This is a genomic window from Streptomyces sp. NPDC007929 (genome assembly GCF_042959065.1).
In the GTDB taxonomy this organism is placed as follows: domain Bacteria; phylum Actinomycetota; class Actinomycetes; order Streptomycetales; family Streptomycetaceae; genus Streptomyces.
Window position 1 is genome coordinate 423,070 of record NZ_JBIBKD010000006.1, and the last position, 23,454, is coordinate 446,523.

General features: G+C 67.3%; 19 protein-coding genes. 11 read left to right on the top strand and 8 right to left on the bottom strand.

All coding sequences use genetic code 11. The features are described 5' to 3' along the window. Positions 1-23: 23 nt before the first annotated feature. On the bottom strand, positions 24-542 hold the full coding sequence (locus ACFZDE_RS22670; protein ID WP_391202209.1) for a GNAT family N-acetyltransferase: 519 nt from the start codon (positions 540-542) through the stop codon (positions 24-26). Between the two features lie 194 nt (positions 543-736). Here ACFZDE_RS22670 and ACFZDE_RS22675 point away from each other — a divergent pair, with 194 nt between their 5' ends. Continuing rightward, positions 737-1,735, top strand: coding sequence for a sigma-70 family RNA polymerase sigma factor (locus ACFZDE_RS22675; RefSeq protein ID WP_391004327.1), 999 nt, complete (start codon positions 737-739; stop codon positions 1,733-1,735). 497 nt (positions 1,736-2,232) lie between these two features. Continuing rightward, a complete protein-coding gene (locus ACFZDE_RS22680; RefSeq protein WP_391202213.1) occupies positions 2,233-3,030 on the top strand; it encodes a TetR family transcriptional regulator in 798 nt (265 codons plus the stop codon). A gap of 60 nt (positions 3,031-3,090) precedes the next feature. On the opposite strand, the gene ACFZDE_RS22685 is transcribed toward ACFZDE_RS22680, so the two are convergent. Next, positions 3,091-4,056 (bottom strand): WYL domain-containing protein, encoded by a 966-nt coding sequence (locus tag ACFZDE_RS22685; RefSeq protein WP_391202216.1) that lies wholly within the window; start codon positions 4,054-4,056, stop codon positions 3,091-3,093. Positions 4,057-4,118: 62 nt separating this feature from the next. Between ACFZDE_RS22685 and ACFZDE_RS22690 the strand changes: the two genes are divergently transcribed. The 4 genes from ACFZDE_RS22690 to ACFZDE_RS22705 all read left to right on the top strand — a co-directional run bounded on the left by ACFZDE_RS22690 (position 4,119) and on the right by ACFZDE_RS22705 (position 9,935). Then, positions 4,119-5,627 (top strand): DHA2 family efflux MFS transporter permease subunit, encoded by a 1,509-nt coding sequence (locus tag ACFZDE_RS22690; RefSeq protein ID WP_391202219.1) that lies wholly within the window; start codon positions 4,119-4,121, stop codon positions 5,625-5,627. 171 nt (positions 5,628-5,798) lie between these two features. Further along, a complete protein-coding gene (locus tag ACFZDE_RS22695) occupies positions 5,799-6,560 on the top strand; it encodes a DeoR family transcriptional regulator (RefSeq protein ID WP_391004335.1) in 762 nt (253 codons plus the stop codon). Further along, the gene (pfkB, locus tag ACFZDE_RS22700) at positions 6,557-7,504 is read left to right on the top strand and encodes a 1-phosphofructokinase (RefSeq protein WP_391202222.1); all 948 of its coding nucleotides are present in this window, start codon (positions 6,557-6,559) and stop codon (positions 7,502-7,504) included. Before ACFZDE_RS22695 ends, pfkB begins: the two co-directional genes overlap by 4 nt. 340 nt (positions 7,505-7,844) lie before the next feature. Beyond that, a complete protein-coding gene (locus ACFZDE_RS22705; RefSeq protein ID WP_391202225.1) occupies positions 7,845-9,935 on the top strand; it encodes a fructose-specific PTS transporter subunit EIIC in 2,091 nt (696 codons plus the stop codon). A gap of 309 nt (positions 9,936-10,244) precedes the next feature. On the opposite strand, the gene ACFZDE_RS22710 is transcribed toward ACFZDE_RS22705, so the two are convergent. The 4 genes from ACFZDE_RS22710 to ACFZDE_RS22725 all read right to left on the bottom strand — a co-directional run bounded on the left by ACFZDE_RS22710 (position 10,245) and on the right by ACFZDE_RS22725 (position 14,720). Next, positions 10,245-10,991, bottom strand: coding sequence for a DUF6227 family protein (locus ACFZDE_RS22710; protein WP_391202228.1), 747 nt, complete (start codon positions 10,989-10,991; stop codon positions 10,245-10,247). A gap of 180 nt (positions 10,992-11,171) precedes the next feature. Then, entirely contained in the window at positions 11,172-12,389 is a 1,218-nt protein-coding gene (locus tag ACFZDE_RS22715) for an Ig-like domain-containing protein (RefSeq protein WP_391202231.1), read from the bottom strand. 207 nt (positions 12,390-12,596) lie between these two features. Then, positions 12,597-13,625 carry a P1 family peptidase gene (locus ACFZDE_RS22720; protein WP_391202234.1) on the bottom strand — a complete coding sequence of 343 codons (1,029 nt, stop codon included), beginning with the start codon at positions 13,623-13,625 and terminating at the stop codon, positions 12,597-12,599. Positions 13,626-13,661: 36 nt separating this feature from the next. Next, complete coding sequence (locus tag ACFZDE_RS22725; RefSeq protein ID WP_391202598.1) at positions 13,662-14,720, bottom strand: low temperature requirement protein A; 1,059 nt, start codon at positions 14,718-14,720, stop codon at positions 13,662-13,664. A 5-nt stretch (positions 14,721-14,725) separates the two neighbouring features. Between ACFZDE_RS22725 and ACFZDE_RS22730 the strand changes: the two genes are divergently transcribed. The 5 genes from ACFZDE_RS22730 to ACFZDE_RS22750 all read left to right on the top strand — a co-directional run bounded on the left by ACFZDE_RS22730 (position 14,726) and on the right by ACFZDE_RS22750 (position 21,610). Further along, the gene (locus tag ACFZDE_RS22730) at positions 14,726-16,423 is read left to right on the top strand and encodes a recombinase family protein (RefSeq protein ID WP_391202237.1); all 1,698 of its coding nucleotides are present in this window, start codon (positions 14,726-14,728) and stop codon (positions 16,421-16,423) included. Positions 16,424-17,482: 1,059 nt separating this feature from the next. Next, the gene (locus tag ACFZDE_RS22735; protein WP_391202240.1) at positions 17,483-18,196 is read left to right on the top strand and encodes a hypothetical protein; all 714 of its coding nucleotides are present in this window, start codon (positions 17,483-17,485) and stop codon (positions 18,194-18,196) included. Positions 18,197-19,437: 1,241 nt separating this feature from the next. After that, on the top strand, positions 19,438-20,280 hold the full coding sequence (locus tag ACFZDE_RS22740; RefSeq protein WP_391202243.1) for a phage major capsid protein: 843 nt from the start codon (positions 19,438-19,440) through the stop codon (positions 20,278-20,280). Between the two features lie 660 nt (positions 20,281-20,940). Beyond that, on the top strand, positions 20,941-21,360 hold the full coding sequence (locus ACFZDE_RS22745) for a P27 family phage terminase small subunit (protein ID WP_391202246.1): 420 nt from the start codon (positions 20,941-20,943) through the stop codon (positions 21,358-21,360). Positions 21,361-21,364: 4 nt separating this feature from the next. Beyond that, on the top strand, positions 21,365-21,610 hold the full coding sequence (locus tag ACFZDE_RS22750) for a hypothetical protein (RefSeq protein ID WP_391202249.1): 246 nt from the start codon (positions 21,365-21,367) through the stop codon (positions 21,608-21,610). 296 nt (positions 21,611-21,906) lie between these two features. On the opposite strand, the gene ACFZDE_RS22755 is transcribed toward ACFZDE_RS22750, so the two are convergent. After that, complete coding sequence (locus ACFZDE_RS22755; RefSeq protein WP_391202252.1) at positions 21,907-22,377, bottom strand: NUDIX domain-containing protein; 471 nt, start codon at positions 22,375-22,377, stop codon at positions 21,907-21,909. 2 nt (positions 22,378-22,379) lie between these two features. Continuing rightward, positions 22,380-23,123 carry a helix-turn-helix domain-containing protein gene (locus ACFZDE_RS22760; protein WP_391202255.1) on the bottom strand — a complete coding sequence of 248 codons (744 nt, stop codon included), beginning with the start codon at positions 23,121-23,123 and terminating at the stop codon, positions 22,380-22,382. Positions 23,124-23,454: the final 331 nt, after the last annotated feature.

Genomic DNA, 23,454 nt, shown 5'->3' on the forward strand with positions numbered 1-23,454 from the left:
GGGCGCCGAGGGGAGTGCCGCCCCTACAGCGGCTTCTCGTACCAGGCCACGTCCCAGTAGCGGCCGAACTTGCGGCCGACCTCCCGGTAGGTGCCGACGTACCGGAAGCCGAACCGCTCGTGCAGCCGGACCGACGCCTCGTTCGGCAGGGCGATGCCCGCGTAGGCGCGGTGCAGGTCCTCGCCGGACAGGGCCTCGAAGAGGGCCGTGTAGAGGCGCGTCCCGACGCCGCGCCGGCCGGCCTCCGGGGCGACGTAGACGGTCGTTTCCACGGAGGTGGCATAGGCCGGCTTCGTTCGGAAAGGGCTTGATGTGGCGTAGCCCAGAATCTCCTGTGGGTTCGCCGTCGTGGCAACCATCAGGGGGTGCGGTCCGTCTTCAGGGTGGGAGAGCAGCCAAGGGCGGCGCTCCTCCGGAGTGAAGATCGCGGTATCGAATGTGATCGCCGTCTCACGTACATAGTGGTTGTAGAGAGCCGTGAGGGCCTTGAGGTCTCCCTCGACTCCCGGTCTGACCTGCACCTCTGTGGGTCGTGACGGCATCGTGCCTCCCCGTGTGGCCGGACAGGGTACTGCATGATCAGAAAAATCGGAGGCCAGGTTGGGAATTCTGTCCTGATTCCAGTCGTTGTTTCCATCGGATGCAGGGCACCCGAGGAGAGTCCGGAGAGTCCCGGAAGACGGAGTCCAGCGTCCGAAGGACCACCCGCTGACCTCACCATCGCAAGGGAGCTCGCATGGCAACCCGTGCCGTCGCCCGTCGTCAGTCCGCCACCGGCGAGACGGCCGACGCGGCAAGCAGTGTTCGCGCCCATGGCGGCGAGATCGCCGACCGCGACCTGGTCGGCATGTACCTCGACGAGATCGCGCGCACACCACTGCTCGACGCCGCCAAGGAGGTCGAGCTGTCCCAGATCATCGAAGCGGGTGTGTTCGCGCAGCAGATCCTCGACGGCCTCGAGGAGAACAAGGCCGGGGCCTCGCCCGAGGAGCTGCATGCCCTGGTCGACGCGAGCGAGCGGGCCAAGGACGTCTTCATACGTTCCAACCTGCGCCTCGTCGTCGCGGTCGCCCGCCGCTACCCCCGCAGCGGCCTGCCGCTGCTGGACCTGATCCAGGAGGGCAACGCCGGCCTGGTGCGCGCGGTCGAGAAGTTCGACTACCGCAAGGGCTTCAAGTTCTCCACGTACGCGACGTGGTGGATCCGCCAGGCCATCACCCGCTCCATAGCCGACCAGTCCCGTACGATCCGCCTGCCCGTCCACCTGGTGGAGGAGCTCGGCCGGATCCGCCGTGTGCAGCGCGAGTTCAACCGCGAGCACGGCCGGGACCCGGAGCCCGCGGAGATCGCCGCCGAGCTCGGCTCCACGCCGGAGCGCGTCACCGACGTGCTCGACTGGGCCCGTGACCCGGTCTCGCTGAACATGTCGGTGGACGACGAGGGCGAGACCCAGTTCGGCGACCTCCTGGAGGACACCTCGGCGGTGTCGCCCGAGCAGTCGGTGCTCACCCTGCTGCGCAGCGAGGAGCTCGACGACCTGATCGGCCGGCTCGACCAGCGCACGGCGTCCATCATCAAGATGCGCTACGGCATCGAGGACGGCCGGGAGCGCACGCTGACCGAGGTGGGCAAGGAGCACGGACTGACCCGCGAGCGCATCCGGCAGATCGAGAAGCACGCGCTGCTGGAGCTGAAGAAGCTCGCCCGCAGCACGGGGTTCGACGCGGCGGCGTGAGCCCGGCCCGCCCCCACGGCCAGTGGGTGACGGGGCGCGTGCGCCCGGAGGGCACCGCGTACGCCGGGTGGCGAAAGACCGCGCAAACATGGCGATGTAACGTCGCTTCAATTCGCGGACTCAGGGAACAAGACTTCTGGGTCCACCAGTTCGGGCCCGGGGCCACACCCCCAGGCCCCCGACAGCCAAGTCCCGTCGCACTCCCCCCGGCGGCCGGGACTTTCCCCGAGGCCGGGCTTCGGCGTCCTTCCCCCCGGACGTCGGGGCCCGGCTCTCTTCTGCCAGGTGCCGGCTTCTGCCAGGTGCCGGGTGCCGCCGTGCCGGAGACGGAGCGCCGGAGACTGTGTGCCGGAGCGCCGGAGCGCCGGAGTGCGGAGACCGTGTGCCGGAGACGGTGTGCGCGGGACGGAGTGCTGAAGGGCGGGCCACCCCGTACCTGAACCACGGGGTGGCCCGCCAGATGGCAGATTGTGTCACATGGGCATAGCCTGCCGGGCGTGAGCAGCACCACCCCGACCCCGCCTCCGGCCTCGACTCCGGCTTCACCCCCGGCCTCGCTGACCGAGCGGCGGAAGACCGAGACGCGTATGGAGATCGCCCGGGCCGCGGCCGGCCTCTTCGTACGGCACGGCCTGCGCGCCACCCGCGCGGAGGACATCGCCCAGGCCGCCGGTATCGCACCGCGCACCTTCTACCGGTACTTCGCCACCAAGGAAGAGGCCGTCGCCCCGCTCTACGCGGCCGGTGCCCAGCGCTGGGTGGAGGCGGTGCGCGCCGCTCCCGCCGACGTGGGCGTGCTCCACGCCCTGGAGCAGGGCGTCCGTCACACCCTCACCCCGGGTGTCGGCGTCTCGGTGTCCTCGTGGGAGTGGGTCCGCACACTGCTGCGCCTGGCCGAGACGACCCCGTCCTTGCGCAGGGTGTGGGCGGAGGTCTGTCAGGGGTCGGAGCGGCTGCTGGGGGAGGTGCTGGCGGAACGGGTGACGGCTGGCGGGGTTCCAGGAGCGGCCGGGATTCCAGGAGCGGCCGGGGTTCCAGGGGCGGCCGGGGGCACTCAAGCGACCGGCGCCCCTCAAGCCCCCGGGCAAGGTGGTGACAACGTTGCCGCCATGTCCGAACCGGGCCTCGCCACCACCCCCGAGCTGCGCTTCGCCGCCGCCGTGGCGAGTGCCGCCGTACGTGCCGCGCTGGAGGCGTGGGCCGCGGGGGACCGCCCCGCCGAGGGCCCGGACGGTCCGGCGGAACTCGCCCTGCGCAACCTCAAGGCGCTGCGGGACTTCCCATGGGGGCCGTGAGGCTTCCCGCGGTGATGCGCGGCGAGGGCTCATCCCTTCGTCGCCCATGGCCTCCGTCGCTCACCCCGCCGCCGCCCTGCTCAACCGCGCCCCCAACTCCCTCACAGCGGTGACGAGTTGCTCCGGCTCGTGCACCACGAAGTCGCACTCCAGCATCGCCAGCCGGAACGCCACCCACTGCACCGCGTCCCCGACGGATCCCCGCAGCCGGCAGCTGTCGTCGTCCAGCGGCTCGGGCGTGCCCAGCCAGTGCGGTACCCGGGCCGCGACGAAGTCGGCCGGGGCGGCGAACGTGACGTCGAAGTCGTAGACCTGCTGCTGGCGTTGCATCGAGCGCCGCAGGTACTCCGCGGCGTTCCCCGTGGGCAGCTCGCGCGGTGCGAAGCGCGCCCCGGTGGGGAACGGCTCGCTGACCCTGTCGACGCGGAACGTGCGCCAGTCGTCCCGGTCGATGTCGTACGCCACCAGGTACCAGCGGCGGCCCGTCGACACCAGCCGGTACGGCTCGGTCAGGCGCCGGGTCTGTGTGCCGTCCGCCGCCCGATAGGCGAACCGCAGCCGCTCGTGCCCGGCCACCGTCGAGGCCATGACGGTCAGGGTCTCGGGCGCGATGCTCGGCCCGTCCCCGCTGGTCCAGGGCGTGGTCGCGGCCTGGAGGGTGGTCACGCGGTGGCGCAGCCGGCCCGGCAGGACCTGCTCCAGCTTGGCCAGCGCCCGTACCGACGCCTCGTCGAGGCCCTCCACCGCGTGCCCCGCCCCGGCGCGCAGCCCGACCGCGATGGCCACGGCCTCCTCGTCGTCGAGGACCAGCGGCGGCATGGCCTTCCCGGCGACCAGCCGGTAGCCGCCGTCGGCGCCCTTGGTCGCCTGCACGGGATAGCCGAGTTCGCGCAGCCGGTCGATGTCCCGCCGCACGGTGCGGCGGGAGACCCCGAGCCGCTCGGAGAGTTCGCCGCCGGGCCATTCGCGGGGCGTCTGGAGGAGGGAGAGGAGGGTCAGCAGCCGAGCCGGTGTGTCCGTCGTCATACCGTTGAGGATGCCGCACCAGTAGGACACGATCTGACCTAATGGGGGGCTAACTTCGAGACATGAACTCCACCGACACCACCCTGGGCACGACGGGCGGCGGGACCGACCGCCGGCGCTGGTTCGCCCTCGCGATCGTGATGACCGCGGCCTTCATGGACCTCGTCGACGTGACGATCGTCAACATCGCCATCCCCTCGATCCAGCGGGAGTCCGGCGCCTCCTTCAGCCAGATCCAGTGGATCACCGCCGGTTACGCCCTCGCCTTCGCCGCCGGCCTGATCACCGGCGGACGGCTCGGCGACATCCACGGCCGTAAGCGGATCTTCCTCGTCGGCATCGGTGGATTCACGGTCGCCTCCGCGCTGTGCGGACTCGCGGCGAACCCGGAGATGCTGGTCGCGGCGCGCTTCCTCCAGGGCGGCATGGCGGCGCTGATGGTGCCGCAGGTGCTGTCGATCGTGCACGCGACCTTCCCGGCGCACGAGCGCGGCAAGGTGTTCGGGCTGTTCGGCGCGGTCGTCGGTCTCGGTGCCGTGTCCGGGCCGCTCCTGGGCGCGCTGCTGACCGAGTGGAACCTGTTCGGCTGGGAGTGGCGGTCGATCTTCCTGATCAACCTGCCCGTGGGCGTCGCCGGACTGATCCTCGGCAGCCGCTTCATCACCGAGTCCAAGGCGCCGCGCGCCCTGCGCCTCGACCTGGTGGGTGTCGCGCTCGTGACGCTGGGCCTGCTGATGCTGCTCTACCCGCTCATCCGCGGCCGCGAGCTGGACTGGCCGGTGTGGGGGTACGTGTCGATGGCCGGGTCGCTCGTCGTCCTCGCGGTGCTGGTGGCGTTCGAGAGGCGCAAGGCCGCACGGGACGGCTCCCCGCTGGTCGAGCTGTCGCTGTTCCGGGTCAAGAGCTTCGCGGCCGGGATCGCCGTGCAGACCGTCTTCGGTGTCGCGCTCGGTGTGTTCTTCCTGGTGTGGACGCTGTACATGCAGTTCGGGCTGGGCTGGAGCCCGCTGAAGGCCGGGCTGACGGGCGTGCCGTTCTCGATCGCGGTGTCGGTGGCCGCCGGGATGTCGGTGCAGAAGCTGGTCCCGCGCTTCGGCCGCAGGGTGCTCCAGGCGGGCGCGCTGGTGATGGCGGCCGGGGTGCTGCTCTACATCTGGGAGTCCGGCCACTACGGACTCGCCATAGCTCCCTGGCAGATGGCCCTGCCGCTCGTCGTGATGGGTGCGGGCATGGGCCTGATCGTCGCGCCGCTGACCGACGCGATCCTCTCGGAGGTGCCGCGCGAGCACGCCGGTTCGGCGTCGGGACTGATCAACACTGTGCAGCAGATGGGCAACGCGCTGGGGCTCGCCCTGGTGTCGGTGGTGTTCTTCGGCACGATCTCCGACCGTCTGCGGCCGGAGCAGGTCGGTCCGGCCTTCGCGGACGCCTTCCAGAACGCGCTCGGTTACGTCGCCGCGGTGATGGGCGCCATCTTCCTGCTGATGTTCGTGCTGCCGAAGCGGCCCGCGCAGCATGTGGAGGGGGAGCAGGCGCCGGTGGAGGGGAAGGAACCGGCGCTGGTCTCCTAGCGGATCGCTCCCCGCGGAAGCAGGGGGTACGGCGGGCTCGGCACCTCGGTGCCGGGCCCGCCGCATTTCTGTCTGTGCCCGATTGGGTCCGAACCTGTTTACATTGCCGACATCCCGGCGTAGCCTCCCGCTGAAACCACACGTTCGGGCATGAGGCGGAGGCGAACGGACATGTACGCACCGGAACGGCAGCAGGAGATCCTCCGGCTCGCCCGTGACGGCGGCCGAGTGGATGTCGTGTCGCTGGCCGAGCAGTTCCAGGTGACGGCGGAGACGATCCGCCGGGACCTGAAGGCCCTCGACCGCGCCGGGCTCGTCCGCCGGGTGCACGGCGGGGCCATCCCGGCCGGGCGCCTGGACTTCGAGCCGGACCTCGCCGAGCGCGAGACGACCGCCGCCGACCAGAAGGACAGCATCGCCAAGGCGGCCCTCGCCGAGCTGCCCAGCGAGGGCACGGTGATCCTGGACGCCGGGACGACGGTGGCCAAGATGGCCGCGGCCCTCCCGCTGGAGGCCTCCCTCACCGTCGTCACGCACAGCCTCCCCATCGCGGCCCGGCTCGCCGACCACCCCGGCATCCAGCTCCACCTCATCGGAGGCCGCGTACGGCACCGCACACGCGCCGCCGTGGACGCCTGGGCGCTCAGGGCGTACGGCGAGATCCGCGCCGACGTGCTGTTCGTGGCCGCCAACGGCTTCTCCGCCGAACACGGCCTGACCACCCCCGACCTCGCCGAGGCCGCGGTGAAGCGCGCGGCCGTGGCCGCCGCCCGCCGCGTGGTGCTGCTCGCCGACTCCTCCAAGCACGGCCAGGAGCACTTCGCCCGCTTCGGCGACCTGAGCGATGTGGACCTGCTGATCACCGACAGCGGGCTGAGCCCGGAAGACGCCGTCGCGATCGAACGCGGCGGCACGGAAGTAGTGCGCGCATGATCCTCACCGTCACCCCCAACCCGTCCCTGGACCGCACCTACGAGGTGCCGTCCCTCGACCGCGGCGAGGTCATCCGCGCCACCGGCGAGCGGATGGACCCGGGCGGCAAGGGCGTGAACGTCTCGCGCGCCGTCGCCGCCGCCGGACAGCGCACGGTGGCGGTCCTGCCCCTGGGCGGCGCCCCGGGCGCCCTGGTCGCCGACCTGCTCGACCAGCAGGGCATCGAGGTCGCGCCCGTCCCGGTCGCCGGGGCCACCCGCTCCAACATCGCCCTCGCCGAGTCCGACGGCGTCCTGACGAAGATCAACGCCCCCGGCCCCGAACTCTCCGGTGCCGAACGCGAACTGCTCCTGGAGACCGTGCGCCAGCAGTCCCGCACCGCCTCCTGGATCGCCTGCTGCGGCAGCCTCCCGCGCGGACTCGCCCCCTCCTGGTACGCCGACCTGGTCGCCCGCGCGCACGCCGCCGGGGCCCGGATCGCCCTGGACACCTCCGGGCCCGCGCTGCTCGCCGCCCTGCGTGAGCGGCCCGACGTGGTCAAGCCCAACGCCGAGGAGCTCGCCGGAGCCGTCGGCCGACCCCTCGCCACCGTCGGCGACGCCGTCAAGGCCGCCGAGGAACTGCGCGAGATGGGAGCCCGGGCCGTCCTCGCCAGCCTCGGCGCCGACGGGCAGCTGCTCGTCTCCGCGGAGGGCGCCTGGTTCGGCAGCGCCCGCGTGGCCGCCGTCCGCAGCAACGTGGGCGCCGGTGACTCCTCCCTCGCCGGTTTCCTGATCGCCGGCGGCAACGGCCCCGAGGCCCTGGCCTCCGCCGTCGCACACGGCGCCGCGGCCGTCCAGCTGCCCGGCAGCGTGATGCCGACGCCGGGCGACCTGGACCCGGCGGCTGTCACGGTCACGGCCGAGGTCCCGGCGGAGCGTGTCCTGAAGGAGCCGGTGTCATGACCTACGACCGGCAGGGCGCGGCTGCGCGCGAGCGGCTGGCTCCCGCACCCTCAGGGGTCCTTTCACTATGCCCGTCCGGGTCGCGCGGCCTGGCACCGCACCTCGCCGCGTTGCCGAAAAGCCCTGGTAGCTCCGCTACGAGGGCTCTCCGGCGCCTTGCGATGCACGGCACCAGACCACGCGACCTGATCGGACGCTCATAGTGAAAGGACCCCTTACTCGCGGGCCCCGCCCGCCTCCCCGTCACCCCCCACCGCACTCCCCTCACCCCCCACCGCACCCCCGTCCCCCTCCCCGCCCACCCCTCCCACCGGGCGATACGCGTGCTAAGGAGCCCGCGATGAGCGACATGATCACGGCGGATCTGGTCGACCTCGACCTGTCGGCCGACACCAAGGAAGCGGCGGCGCGGGCCCTCGCGGAACGCATGGTGGCCCTGGGCCGGGTGACCGACCTGGAGGGCTTCCTCGCCGACGTGGCCGCCCGCGAGGCCCAGATGCCGACCGGTCTCGACGGCGGCATCGGCATCCCGCACTGCCGCAGCGAGCACGTCACCGAGCCGACCCTCGCCTTCGGCCGCAGCGCCGACGGCATCGACTTCGGCGCGGCGGACGGCCCCGCCGACCTGATCTTCCTGATCGCCGCGCCGGCCGGTGCGGACGACGCCCATCTGACGATCCTGTCGTCACTGGCCCGGCAGCTGATGAACAGTGAGTTCACCGATGCCCTGCGCGCGGTGGGCGACGCCTCCTCCGCCGCCGCCCTGATCCGCGGCGACGAGCAGGACGCACCCGCCCCCGCGGGCCCCGAGAACACCGTGGCGTCGGCGGGAGCGGCCTCTCCCGCCGCCGCCACGGTCACCGCCGAAGCCGAAGCCGAAGCCGAAGCAGGAACAGGAGTAGCAGCCGGAGCAGGAGCCGGGGGCGAGACGCGGCCGTTCCGGATCGTCGCCGTCACCTCCTGTCCCACCGGCATCGCCCACACCTACATGGCGGCCGAGTCGCTGGAGAACGCGGGCCGTGAGGCGGGCGTCGAACTCACCGTCGAGCCCCAGGGGTCGGCCGGCTTCACCCGGGTCGCCCCGGAGGTCATCGCGGCGGCCGACGCCGTGATCTTCGCCCACGACGTCCCCGTACGGGAGAAGGAACGCTTCGCCGGCAAGCCCACCGTCGACGTCGGAGTGAAGGCGGGCATCAACCGCCCCGCCGAACTCATCGCCGAGGTCCGTGAGAAGGCCGCGCGCGGCGAGGTCACCTCCGGATCCGCCCCGGCCACCCCCGTGGAGCGCGCGGGCGAGTCTGGCGAGGGCTACGGCACCAAGCTGCGCAAGTGGCTGATGTCCGGCGTCAGTTACATGGTGCCGTTCGTCGCCGCGGGCGGCCTGCTCATCGCCCTCGGGTTCGCGATCGGCGGCTACAAGATCAACAAGGCTCCGTCGGTGATGGACCACTTCCTGTGGACCCAGGCCGACAGCTGGGCGGCCCTGCTCTTCCAGATCGGCGGCGTCGCCTTCGGCTTCCTCGTCCCGGTCCTGGCCGGCTACATCGCCTACGGCATGGCCGACCGGCCCGGCATCGTGCCCGGCTTCGTCGGCGGCATGATCGCGTTCAACATCAACGCCGGCTTCCTCGGCGGTCTGGCCGCCGGTCTGATCGCCGGTGGCGTGGTGATGGCGATCCAGAAGGTGAACGTCCCGACGGCGCTGCGCGGCATCATGCCGGTGGTGGTGATCCCGCTGGTCTCCTCGGCGATCGTCGGGTTCCTGATGTTCGTCGTCATCGGCAAGCCCATCGCCGAGGCCCAGAAGGGCATGACCGACTGGCTGAACGGCCTGTCCGGCAGCAACGCGATCCTGCTCGGCACGCTCCTCGGCCTGATGATGTGCTTCGACCTGGGCGGACCCGTCAACAAGGTCGCCTACACCTTCGCCACGGCCGGTATCGCGGTGGCCAGCCCCAGCGACTCGGCGATGAAGATCATGGCCGCGGTGATGGCGGCCGGCATGGTCCCGCCGCTGGCCATGGCCCTGGCGACGACCGTGCGCGGCAGGCTCTTCACCCAGACCGAGCGCGAGAACGGCAAGGCCGCCTGGGTGCTCGGCGCCTCCTTCATCTCCGAGGGCGCCATCCCGTTCGCCGCGGCCGACCCGCTGCGCGTCATCCCGGCCTCCATGGCGGGCGGCGCGGTCACCGGAGCCCTGTCGATGGCCTTCGGCGCCACGCTGCGCGCCCCGCACGGCGGCATCTTCGTGGTCCCGCTGATCGGCAACGCCTTCCTCTACCTGATCGCCATCGCCGCCGGTGTCTGCGTCACGACGGCCCTGGTCGTCGTCCTGAAGGGGATGCGCAAGCCCGTCCCGGGCGCCGCACCGGCCTCCGGCGAGGGCGAAGCGGCCCGGGCGGCGGAGGCGAAGCAGCCCGTCGCGGCCTGAGGCGGCTGAGGGTTCGCCCCTTCGGTGTGCGTTTCGGATTGTGTGAACCGTTCATGCCACCTGCGAGATAGATCACGAAAATCACGGCCCGGGACCGAAGGCCCGGGCCGTGGTGTCTACTGGGGCGCATGCCCGAGCACATCTCCCGATGGCCCGAAGGCCACCCTCTCCCCGCCCTCCCGCAACAGCGGCAGACGGGCCCCCGGTCGGAGTCCGTGGAACTGACCCCCGAGGAGAGAAACGCCTTCACCCAGCTGGTGCGTCACCTCGGCGGCAGACACCTCTAGCACCCACAGCTCAGGGCCTTCGTCAGGAGAGCTGCGCCGCCCGCCGCTCCATCGCCTCGCGCGCCGCGTCCTCGCTGACGTACACCTCGCACATGTGCCGCCCGTCCGGCGTCGCCGTGTGCTCGACCTCCCAGAGGGAGATCTCCGCGCCGTCGCGCAGCAGGAACGCGTGCTCGTAGAGCGAGAATCCCAGCCCCGCCCGGCCCGCGCGGCACGGCCGGCCGAAGGCCTGCGTGATCTGGTGCCCGGACGCCGTGGTCAGCATCTGAGCGGTGTCCGCGCCCGGCCGGTCCGCGTTCTCCGCCCGGCGCAGTAACCTGCGCGCGTGGTCCGCGGAGTCCTCCGCGGCGTACGCGTGCCGGGGCGCCGGGACCGTCGACAGCTGCACCGCCACCGGCAGTTCGAAGTCCGGGGCGTCCGGCGGCAGCGGCAGCCGCAGCGTGGCGGCGCGCAGCTCCTCCTCGTCGACGTACACCTCGTGCTGCGGCTCGCTGCCGGGCGCGGTGTTGTGGACGAGCTCCCAGAGGGTGAGGGCCGAACCGTCGGCGAGCAGCCAGGTGTGCCGGTACGTCTCCCGGTGCAGGCCCGCGCTGTGGTGCGCCGAGTGCAGCGAACCGTCGTGGGCCAGCGCGCAGTCCAGGCGCCGTATCGCCTCGTCCGGTAGCTCGAAGGAGTTCAGGGCGCGGCCGAGGAGTCGCGCGAGGTGCTCCTCCGGAGACTCGGGCGAGTCGTGGGGTTCGTACGCTGCCGTCTCGTACGGAACGCTCAAGGTTTCTCCCGGCGTTGCTGCATGTCACCTTGTGGGTGCATACCGTAGCCCCTCGGTCGGACATCATGTCCGGGAACCGAGAAAACGTACGTCCGGGAAAACGCCCGGGCCGCGCGAAAAGTTCCCGCGCGGCCCGGTTCGGTCAGTCAATACCCCTGGCAGGGGCGGACGTTCGGCAGGTCAGGAGGTGCCGCCCGCGACCCACTGGCTCCACGGCATGTTCCAGCCGTTGAGGCCGTTGTCCGGCGCCACCGTCTTGTCCGGGGAGTTCTTCACGATCACCACGTCCCCGATGAGGGAGTTGTCGTAGAACCACTTGGCGGGCGTGCTGCCCCCCGCGCCCTGGACGTCGGCGAGCCCCACGCAGCCGTGGCTGGTGCCCTGGCGGCCGAAGGGCGGGTTGCCCTTGTTGTACCAGTAGTTGCCGTGGAGGAAGGTGCCCGACGTCGTCAGCCGCATCGCGTGCGGCACGTCCGGGATGTCGTACTCCCCGCCGAGCCCGACCGTCCGGCTGTTCATCCGGGTCTGCACGAACTTCTCGGAGATCACCATCTGCCCGTTGTACGTCGTGTGCTCCGCGCTGCCCGCCGAGATCGGGATCGACTTGACGGTCTTGCCGTCCCGCACGACCGTCATGGTCTGGGTGTTGACGTCGACCGTGGAGACCTGCGAACGGCCCACCGTGAAGGTGACCGTCTTCTTCTGCACCCCGTAGACGCCGTCCGCGCCCTCGACCCCGTCCAGGTCGATCTTCATCGTGACCTTGGAACCGGCCTTCCAGTACTCCTGCGGCCGGAAGTCGAGCCGCTGCCCGTTGAACCAGTGCCCGACGACCTTCTGCCCGCTGCTGGACGTCACCGTGATGTGCGACTGCACGTCCTCACGCGCGGTGATGGCCTTGTCGAAGGTGAACGACACCGGCATGCCCACACCGACCGTCGTGCCGTTGTCCGGCGTGTACGTCCCGATGAAGCTGTTCGACGTCGTCACCGTCGTGAAGATCGAGTTGGCCGCGGCCGTCCGGCCCTCCGCGTCCTTGGCGGTCGCCGATATCTGGTACTTGGTGCCGCGCTCCAGCTGCTCCTTCGGCTTCCACGCCTTGCCGTCACCGGAGACCGAGCCCGCGACGGTCTGCCCGCCGTCCGCCACCGTCATCTTCACCTCGGTCAGCTTCCCGTCGCTGACCTTCACCCCGGTGGAGTTGATGGACGCGCCGGTCGAACCGTCCTTGGCCGAGATGGCGATCTTCGCGACGGACGTCTTGGTGCCGCCCTCGCCGTTCTTCTCGTCGTCCTTGGCGTTGGCGCTGCCACCGCAGGCGGTGAGCGTCAGGGCGCCGACCATCAGGGCGGCACAGGCCCCCAGAGTGCGCCGCGCTGAAATGTTCGGCGTTGTCACGGGCTGCTCCCAGTTCGTATATGTTGCGTGATCCGCTCCAGTACGTGGGAGAAGAGGGGCGGGGGAACCGGTCGGGTTCCGTCCGTTCCCCATGAGGGCCGTCACGTGACAGAACCGCGACAAATTCCAGCCCGGCTGTGCATCCGCTGTGCCCCGCGGGCCTGTTCAGCGCTTCAGCGCCCCCCCGTACAGCCCCCGTGCAACGCTTCAGCGCCCCCCGTACAGCTCCCCGTACGACGGCCACGCCCCGCCAGGACCGTCGACCGGCTCCGCGGCCCGCACGGCCCGGACGATCGCCCGCGTCACCATGTCCGCGCCCGCCGCCAGGATCTCGTTCAGGGCGAGCGGGTCCGCGGCGTCCAGCGCGCGGTCACCCGTCGCCAGAGCGAACACCGTGTCCCCGTCGTTGAGGAGATGCACCGGGCGCACCGCCCGGGCGATGCCGTCGTGCGCCGTGCCGGCCACCTTCTGTGCCTGTGCCTTCGACAGCTCCGCGTCCGTGGCGACCACCGCGAGCGTGGTGTTGAGCGGCGGCGGCGTGCTCCGCGCGGCCGTCTCCGTCAGACGCCGCCGCGCAGCCGCGTGGACGTCCGCCGCCGGGTACTCCACCCTCCCCTCGAACAACTCCCCGTACAGCACCCCTGTCTCCGGATCCACCGTCGACCCCGCCGCGTTGGCCACCACCAGCGCGGCCACCGTGATTCCCGAGCCGAGCACCGTGCTCGCGCTCCCGACACCTCCCTTCACCACACCGGTCACCGCTCCGGTGCCGGCGCCCACGCACCCCTGCGGCACCGGCGCGCCGGGCTCGCTCGCCGCGGCCGCCTCGACCGCGGCCCGGCCGGTCGCCGCGTCCGGCCGGGCCCGGAAGTCGCCGCCCCGCCCCAGGTCGAAGACGCAGGCCGCGGGCACCACCGGCACGACATGCGCCGGATCCGGCCCGACCCGGATGCCGCGCCCCCGCTCCTCCAGCCAGGCCATCACCCCCGACGCCGCGTCGAGCCCGTACGCGCTGCCGCCGGTCAGCACGACCGCCTCCACCGTCCGCACCACGTTGCGTGGATCCAGCGCGTCCGTCTCCTTGGTGCCGGGCCCGCCGCCCCGCACGTCCACGGCGGCCACCGCCCCGCCCTCCGGCGCGAGCACGACCGTGGTGCCGGTGAGCCAACCGTCGCCGGTACGCGTCGCGTGCCCCACCCGCAGTCCGGCGACATCCGTCAGTGCGTCAACTGTCATGCCGCACAGTCTCGTCCAGCCGGCCCGCCCCGGGGATCACGCCGGGCGGGTGGCCGCCAGTGTCTCTCCGGCCACCACCGCCAGCGCGCAGACCACCCCCGCCGCGAACACCGCCCAGTGCCCCAGGAACGTGCAGCAGATCACCAGCAGGGCCGTCGTCGGCAGCACCAGCTGCTGGGTGATGCCCCGCTTGAAGTGGCGCGAGTGCAGGGCCCACAGCGTGAGCAGGTACAGAGCAGTCGGCAGGGTCACGGCCGCCGACGCCGCCAGCGTGGTGATGTGCGCCTTGCCGACCGTCTCCTCCACCGCCACCTCCAGCCCCGCCCCGATCGCCGCCGCCGACGCGAGCACCAGGTAGTGGCCGTAGCCCCAGAGGAACGCCTGCCGGTTGGACCGCAGATGGCCGTGGATGGGTACCGCGAAGTAGATCCACCACGCCGCGAAGATGATCAGCAGCCCGCCCGCCGCGACGGGGAGGAGCTCGCCCAGCGCGTCGTTCTCGTCGATGCCGGACTTCACCGCGACCGTGGCCGCCGCGATCGTCTCGCCGAGCACGATGATGGTGAACAGCCCGTACCGCTCCGCGATGTGGCGGGGATGCCAGGACGTGGTGTACCCCCGCTCCGCGAACAGCGGCACGCACATCTCCAGCAGCGCCATCACCAGGAACCACCAGGGCCGGGCCCCCTCGGGCAGGAACAGCAGCCCCAGCCAGCCGACCTGGCACGCCAGCACGCCGCCGGCGTAGCGCAGGGCCGTCCTTCGCTCCGGGCCCTCGGCCGCCCGGGCCGCCCGCAGCCACTGCGCCGACATGGCCACCCGCATGATCGCGTAGCCCAGCCAGACCACGAGGTACTCGTGCTCCTCGAACGCCCGCGAGACCCCCGCCGCCAGGACCAGCACACCGGCGATCTGCACCAGCGTCACGACCCGGTAGAGGACGTCGTCGTTGTCGTACGCCGAGGCGAACCAGGTGAAGTTCATCCACGCCCACCCGTGAACCAACGGTCCAACACCGCGTTGACCTGCGGAAACGGGATGGTGGGCATCCCTTGCGCTCTGTAGGTCGAAGCGGGACGGCTTCGGCGAACGGATGACAGATGGAACGGGAAGACCTCCCCGCGCTGCGCTCACTCGGGTTCGAGGACAGCGAGCTGAAAGAGCTTGGACTGTGGGAACCGGCAACCGGCGAACCGTCCGCGCTGGCAGAGATGTACGTCCGACGCAGCAAGAAGAAAGACACGCTGTCCTCGCTGCGCTCGCATGTCCGCATCATGTGCGAACAGGCCCGACGCGACAGCACGCAGATTCGCCGTGTGTGGTTTGAGCAAAAAAGCGCGAGCAAGGCATATGTGCGGCGCGAGGAATTCGAGAGTGCCACGGCAGCAATCGTCGCGGGGCTATCCAAGACCCTGTACGTGCTCAAGACTTCCCGCCTTTCCCGTCGGGGGATGGGCCAGGTTGGTTTGCTCCTCGACACGTTTGAGGAAAAACAAGCGCGTATCTACGTGTGCGCGGAACACCTGGACTCGCGCAAGTCTCGAATGGTGCTGGCGTTCCTCTCGGAGCAAGCGCGCGACCAAGCCAAAGACATTGCCGAATTCACGAAAATCGGAATCGACTCGAACAAGGCCGACGGGCGTTGGACCGGCGGAGTGACACCGTTCGGTCTGGAGTCGCCCAAGGGTTCGGGGAAGCTGCGACGAGGTGCGGAGTATCCGACTTCCCGCCGCATCGCTGATCTTCTGTTGGCCACCCGCACCCCGGCCAGCATTGCCGAGGAACTGAACGGCGAGGGAATCACTACGCGCTACGGCAAGAAATGGCGCGCACAGACGATCATTCACCTGACAATGTCTCCGGCATGGGCCGGTCTCGTACCGAACCGTGAACGCGTGATGGACGAAAACGGGAACGCGACGGACAAATACCGGCGCACGGCCGAACCGTTGATGAACGCAAAAGGCGAACCGGTTTCCTGCGGTGAAGGTGTCGTAACGTACATAGAATTCGTCAAGATTCGCGCTCTGATCTCCGGCAGGTCCCGCGCAGGTTCGGGGTCGGCCATTGGCAGCAAGCGCCGAGGAATCCGACAGCCAGTGACGATTCTTACGGGGCTCTTCAAGTGTCCGAATTGCTGGGGTCCTATGGGGAACGGGGGACGGAACTACAACTGTCGCAACCGTGCCGTACAGGGGCCGTCCGTATGCCCTGGTGCGTCGACACAGCGGGAGCGGGCCGAGGACGCTATTACGCAACTGTGGACGGCGCACATTCTCAGCCTCACCCCCGAATCGGAAACCATTCAGAACATCGCGCGCCGGTGGCTCCAATATCGGGACCCGGCCGCAGAGGACCGAAAGCGCAACGTAACCGCAGCGCTGGAGCAAGCAGTAGGCCGAGAAATGAGATTGGAGAAAGAGTTCTTTGTTCTCGGAAAGATGGATGAAGAAAGGTTTGACCGGCTGCGCGAACAGATCAGCGGGCAGATTGCCGCGCTCAAATCGGAGTTGGCGGAACTGAGTAATGACGCTGACCTCTCCCCGCTGATGGACGCTGAGGCACTGACAGCCATCTGGAACGGCGAGGGAATCGAGGGACGGCGCGCACTGCTGAAAGCGGCGATCAAGTCGGTGACGATGGCCCCGGCCAAGCACAAGGGGGATCGAACCCCGATCATTGATCGGCTAGTGGTCGATTGGCGAGACAAGGAAACTCAGCGAAGTGACGAGGAGTGGGAAACAGCATTCGCGAATGTTCGGCGCAGTAGCCCGTTTGGGCAGCCTGAGAGCCGCTGACAGCCGTTAGCAACGCCCAAGAGCCCCGTTCGGTCCCCGTGACCGGGCGGGGTTCTCGCATGCCCTGAGACGGGCGCACAGAGCCTCTGAGGGCTACCGGGGGCGAGGCTGCCGAGGAGCCGCTGAGGGCCGTCTGAGGGCCGACGGGAACCCCGGTGACCTCAGGGACCGGTGACGGCGTGCGGAGCGCCTGAGGCCCGTTCTGAGGGCAAGAGAGGCCCCCGTTCCCGCCCGACTCTCTCGCTGTCCTGTGTCGGGCGATGAGCCGGGACTGTACTCACCTGACACCCCGTCAGGTATGGGGGTTTCCGGCTGCGCCGACAGCGAGGAGCGGAGTTTCAAAGGCTTGTAACGAGACAAAATGACTTGGTCTATAGGGGTACATCCATCCATACAACTCACTCTTAAGCCCTATGCAGCTACACCTGTAAGTCTATGGTCGGTCTCATTTTGGTTCGTAACAGCAGCGAGGAGCCGCACCCCTCGCGCCGCCTAGTGAGGCTGAGGCAGCGCTTGCGGTCTAGTACCCCTGTAACGAGTCGCAACACTGTCGACTGCGTGTCGGCGGCTTAGTGAGGAGATTGTGATGACCGGGCACACCAATTGTCTCGTGTGCGATGCAGAGCTAAAGAACAAGCAGCGCGCGTACTGCTCCGCAACGTGCAACACGGCAGCTTCCCGTAAGACACGCTGGGAGCAGCGCCGAATTGAGCTTGGGCTACCTGAGCACAAGGCTTGTGCGTCGTGTGGGCGAAAGATGTACCTGACATCCCCTAAAAAGGTTCGGTGCGGAGAGAATGACCCTTTCGCTGAGCCGTGCCTTGCTGCTCGGCGTGCCGCTCGACTTGAGGCGCAAGCCGTGATTGATGACCGAATCGAAGAGGCCACCCTCAAGACATGTGATCGGTGCGGGGAGGACATTTACAAGGATTCTGAGTATCGGAGTGGTCCGGTCCCGCGCTTTTGCTCGACGCGTTGCCGTGTGGCGGCTCATCGTGCTCGCCGTAGCGCCGCTTAATCCTCTGTCGTTTCCGTCCTGCTCTAGGTAAGGGGTTTGTGTTGAAGGCTGTAACCGAGTACCGCAATGCGCATGCTGCTGTGGTGGATCTGCACGGCCGTGCCGCTGTGAATGTGTGTGTCTGGTGTGGTGGTTTCGCAGACCAGTGGTGCTATGACTGGTCTTGTCCGCAGGAGCGTCAAGCGGACGGCCTTACGTGGTCCGATGATCCTGCTCGGTATCAGGCGATGTGTGCTCAGCATCATTCGCAGTTCGACGGTGCATTTCATCGTGTGGGGTTTGCCGGCCTGGCCGCTGAAATCGCCCCGTTGCGTGAGGCTGCGTCCGCTCGGTATGACGCCAAGCAGCGCGCGCATATTGACCGTGTGGCTACGCGTCAGGCCATCCTTGAGGAGCAGGTATTGCGTGAGGCCGCTGAGGAGCGAATTGCTCGTGCGGAAGCTAAGTGTGAGGAGCTGCGAGCAACTATTGAGGTGAAGCGGCAGCGAATCGACCTGTACGCGTTCCGTACGCATGACCCGCTGTCATCATTCTTCCCTGGGCTGTTTGTTCAGGGTGATGAGACGGATCGGATTATGGGCAGTGTGCTGTATGAGATTTACGAGGATTGGTGCAGTCAGATATGTGATCGGCTCGGTATTCCTAAGGTGATGCCTGTTCGTCGCATCTCGTTTTATCGCGCGCTTGAGGAGCGTGGAGCTGTCCGTAAGAAGCGTCAGGATGGTATCTGGCTGTACGGAATCAAGCTTGGGTAGTCCGTAGCGTCCCCCTCAGAGCCACAGAATGGCCCCGTAGGGCGCCTGGAATGAGTCTGGCGTGTCTCTGGCTCATGTGGACCCCTCAGCGCCTGAGAGCGGCTCTGAGGGGTTTTTGTTCGTGTAGGGATGAGTACAAGAACCTTGCTCTACGCTCTGATATCTGAGGGAATGAAGGTAAAGGATAGGCAAAGGAATTCGGGCTTCGAGTCTTGCCGGGCGATTTTGAGGCTCATTAGGCAGCGTCTGCGTTCTAGTAGACAGTGAGCGGGATGCTCGCGCTACAGAAACGCATGGGTGTCCGGGCCTACGGGTCCGGGCCTCTGTGTTCGTAGTCGGCGGCCGCTCATTAGTTAGGGCGTGTACAGGTGGCCTGGCGTTGTCCAGGCCACTGCTCCCCATTCTTCAAATTCTCCCTCGCGGCGCGGGAGGGTGTGAGTGTGCCCCCGGTAGTCCGTGTGATTTCCGGGGGCATGCCACGCAGATACTGAATTCAGTACCTGTACCCGCCCCGCAGGTTTCGGCAGCGTGAGCAGACCGCTGCTTTCTCACACTTCGGCAGGCTTCTTAACCGTGCGCCTGTCGATTGGCCTCAAATCGGCGAACGTGTCTGCTCATGTTCGCTGGTTTGGGGCCATTTTCCATATCCCGCGCCCCAAAGAGGAAACACACCTATGTCTGAGACTCCTGAGACTCCTGCCAACCCCGCTACTCCTGCTGAGCCTGCCGATTCTGCGAACAGTGAGGCTGCCAAGTACCGGCGCAAGCTGCGTGACGCTGAGGGCCGTGTTGAGGCTCTTACGGACCGCGTGAACACGCTTATCCGGCGGGACATTGAACAGCGAGTGAGCGGCCGTCTTTCCGTGCCTGCTGATCTGTTTGATCTCGGTAAGCACAAGGTTTCTGATCTTCTCAATCAGGCTGGCGAAGTTGATGAGGACGCTCTCAGCACGGCCGTTGAGGCGCTGATTGAGTCTCGCCCTGGTCTGGCTAAGGCCAAGGGTTGGGGGAGCGTTGGCGGTGCTCAGCGTTCTTCCGGTGCTGTGTCTGCTCCGTCGTGGCGTGACGCCCTACGCGGCTAATCGCTGCTGCGCCTAACTGAATATCGAGTTTTCCCGAAAGGCCGCATGTACCCCAGGTGGGTCGGCGGCCTTTCACGTACGCGCCTGCGGCGCAACCCGTCTCGCCCGTGGCGACCGGGATTTCCCCAGTAACCACACAGAAAGAACGGATGTGCCGCAATGGCTATCTACACTTCCACGCCCGGTGTCCAGGGTGTTCTACCGCCTGAGTTCGGTGAGCTAGTCACCAAGCCTGTTGAGGCTCTTTCGGTCGCTATGCAGACCGGATCTATCGTCAACACGGGTGCCCGCGAGTACCGGGTGCCCATCCTCGCCTCTGATGTGACCATTGGCGCTGTTGCCGAGGGTGCGGAGATTCAGCCGTCTGACGCTGTCTTTGATGAGATCACGGTTGTCCCCGCTAAGTTTGCGGGTCTGACGATCATCTCTCGGGAAATGGCGAATGACTCGAACCCGTCCGCGAGCGATCAGGTCGGTCGGTCGATTGCCCGGCAGATTGCTAACAGCGTGGACAACGCGCTACTCAATTCGCTTGCGTCGCCTAACCCTGAGGGTCTGGCCACGCTTGAGGGAATTTCCACGGTTGATGCGCCGGTCGCGTACACGAACCTTGACCCGTTCGAGCATGCGCTGTCGCTGTCTGAGGCTGCGGGGGGCAACGTCAATGCGTGGATCATGAGTGCTGCTACGGCGCTTGAGGTTGCGCAGCTTAAGACGGCGACCGGTTCGAATCAGGCTCTTCTAAACGGTGACCTGACCGCTGAGGGTCGCCGAACGATTCTTGGCCGGCCAGTGTTTGTTTCTCCGTACGCTCCTGCTGACGCTGTCTACGGCATCAGCAAGGCGGATGCGCTGATTGTTGTCCGTGAGGACACGAGCGTTGAGGTTGATAAGTCGGTGTTCTTCACGTCCGACCGTGTGGCGGTTAAGGGCACTATGCGTGTCGGATTCGCCTTTCCTCGTGCCGCTGCTCACGTTCGTATTCAGAACGCTGCCGCTTAGTCGTTAGACCATTGCCCCCTGGCCTTTGGCTGGGGGGCCTTTGGTGTCTATGCCCCCGGCTGTCTGTATGAGCCCCCGGCATGTATATGAGGCACCCCCCCTGCCTATGTGCGAGGCCCCTGCCCATAGCCGTGCCCGTGACCAACTGCCCTGTATTCCCTGGGGGATTGGTCAGCGCAGAGCCAGTGCTATAGCTCGGCATGGTCTGCTGCTGTCTGTGTCGGTGTCTGCTGTGTGTCTGTGCACAGCAGGTACTGAATTCAGTACCTGACTCATTGCACTCATTCGCCTTGATCATCGCTGGTCTATTCGCCTTGCTCAAGCTCCTCGCTCATGCGTCATGCATTGGGTTGATTCTTCTTTGAGGCATGCGCAGTTCAGCGCGCGAGGCACATGCACGCGCTCAGGGTTGCTGAGGCTCTGAGCGGCTCTGAGACGGGCTGTGATTCTGCGGATGAGGCAGGCGTGCGCCTGGCGTGTGAAAGGCGATGAGCCGGGCGTGTGGACGCGTGCAGCTACTGCATTCCGTGACTGCCTCGCCTCGCTGCCCCTCCCCCCCTGGGCAGGGCCCCCCTCCGGGCCTGTAGGTCACTCGGCAGTGAGGAAGAGAGCTAGCGCGGGGGGCCTCGACCTTTTCCGTGACAAACCGAGGATCTTGAAATGACTTATGAACCTGATTGGGGCGCTGAGTTTGGCGCCAATGGACAGACGAGTGCGGATGCGTCGGCTGCTTGGGCACGCATGGTCGCTGACATTGACGTGAGCCTGAGTCAGCGGGATGCGGCAGCAACATATTGCCTGTCAGTTGCTCGTGTTGCTGAGGCGGAACGACACATCAGTGAGCACGGCATGATTTTGACTGGCGCTAACGGTGTGCCGGTTAAGAACCCGGCAACGACGGTCATCAATATGTACTCGGCTGGCATACGTGCGTTGCAGAATTCCCTTGGCCTTACTCCGTATGCTGCTGCGCGTAACAAGGCTATGGCAAAGAATGGCCGTGCCGATTACGAGGATTACGACGCTGCGCCGACTGAGGCGTCGTCGGCTGCGCTGAGACTGGTGAACGGCCTTGAGTAGTCCCGTGTTTCCGGCATTGTTCGACGCGTTCCGTTCTGCGGGTCCCGTCGACCGGGCTACAGCTCATTCTTTCCATGCTGTGATCGTTCGCCACCTTGATGGTGACCGTATTACGGCGCGTGAGGCTCATATCTTGCAGCGCATCAATTGGGGTAACGCGCTTGATCCGTTCGCTGCGCGTGATCCGGAATGGTTGGAGGCGCTGAAGCGGCCTCTACAAACAAGTGTCAGCGAGGATGATGCCCAGTGACCACCTATGCGGCTGCTGTGGCCCGTTGGCTGGCGACACCTGAGGCACTTGAGCGGCCCTTGTGGGAGATCCCGCCCGTAGACCGGACGGCGTTCCTCGCTGCCCGTTCCCGTCGGCGCTTTTCCCAGCGTTCGTCTGACGATGATTACCGGACCCCGGAACATGATCAGCGCGTGACCGAATGGGCCGCTACTGAGTGACCGTGTACACGTAAGCCCCGTACTGCTGCCCTTTGATTGGCGGCTAGTACGGGGCCTTTTGTGTTCCTGGGCTGCGCTGTGTTCGGCGATTAGCACCTATCCCAAATAGGGGGCCGAGCGATTTTCCAAGTAGTGTTGAATGCGTAGCCTTTGGGTGTGGTGCATGGGTAGTGAGGTGACCTCATCAGTTCTCACGAAACGCACATCTGATGACTCGTCAGAAACGGTGAGCGTGCCCCCGGTGATACGAGCCTCGAAACACACGTTGAACTGGCGTCGCACTTCCCCGTCGCTGTAAGCGATGACATGGCGAGGGTCCGTATACGTGCCGACTAGGCCCGTGATCTCTACGTCAAAGCCGGTTTCCTCTTTCACCTCGCGCACAGCCGTTCCCGGTAGCGAGTCGCTCATGTCCATGCCCCCGCCGGGGAGTGCCCATAGGTCGTTGTCTTTCCGGCGCTGTAGGAGAATGCGCCCCTGATCATCTGTGACGACTGCTGAGGCAGCGACAACAAGGCTGTTAGGTTCCGGGGCTTGCGGGTCGTCGTAATACTCAGTGCGTGCCATGCCTAGCCTTTCTCGACGGGTGTGCCGGATTCCCAGACTGTGTTGAAGCTGTCGGCGTAGGTGTCGAACATGCCGCCGTCTGTGTTCCGGCGCAGGTGCCATACGGGAGCCCCGTAAGCGTTCACACCGAACACGTGAGCATTGACGAGCATTTCGCCGTCTGCTCGATAGACACTGTTGTAGAGCGTTGTTCTGTGGGTGCGTAGCTCGATTCCTCGCGTCCCCAGCAATGGCCTGTAGTGCAAGGCAGCGAGGCGGCATCGTGATTCGATCCCGTGGCCGAAGCGTTCTTCTTTCCCGCGCTGCTTGATGTTCTCACTATCAGCGTCGCCTAGTGCGATCCGAATTTGGCAGCCGGCCTCTGCTCGCTCGCTCAATAGGTCGTTGAGTCGCGGATATGCCTCGTGCAGAAAGACAGCCGCGTAGACCAGCACGTCAATGCTTTCCCGTGCTTGCGTAAATAGGTCGACGTACGCGGATACAGGCAGATTGGCGCGCTGCTCGTACAGTGCGACTAGTTCGGGGCTCACTGCTCTTGCTGGCCGTGCCTGGCGCAGTGCTGGCCAAAGGGCATGTACGTCTTCCCCTAGTGCCTCTGCTGCCTTGAATGCGGTTGTGCGTCTCGGCACCCGCCCTAGGTTGACCCACCGTTCAACGCTCTTGGGATCTACTCCGGTTTTCTTCGCTAGCTCCTCGTGCGTCCATCCCCCGGACGCCATGACTGCCCGTAGGCGCTCGTTCCGCATGGTCAACCCCTCCCCGTACTACGGACGTTGCTAAGGACGTTTTACCCCCTGCGGGACGTCCCACAGTGGGAAACGTGCGAGGTTCCAACGTCCTGGTGACAGTCGGAAGATCACGACCATGAGGGACAGCGAGTCGCACAGGCAGCGAGCCGGGGAGAACCAGGTGTGGGGGTTGGGCAATGACTGAACCTCTGCGCTATCCCGAACCGCCGGTAGATCTGCCGCTGGACGGGTGGCTATACGCGGCGCATCCCGTAAGCGGGTGCGGTACGTGCTCTGACGCTGAGACGGCGCTTGAGGCAGCGAGGCGTGCCGGTAATGCGCGAGACCG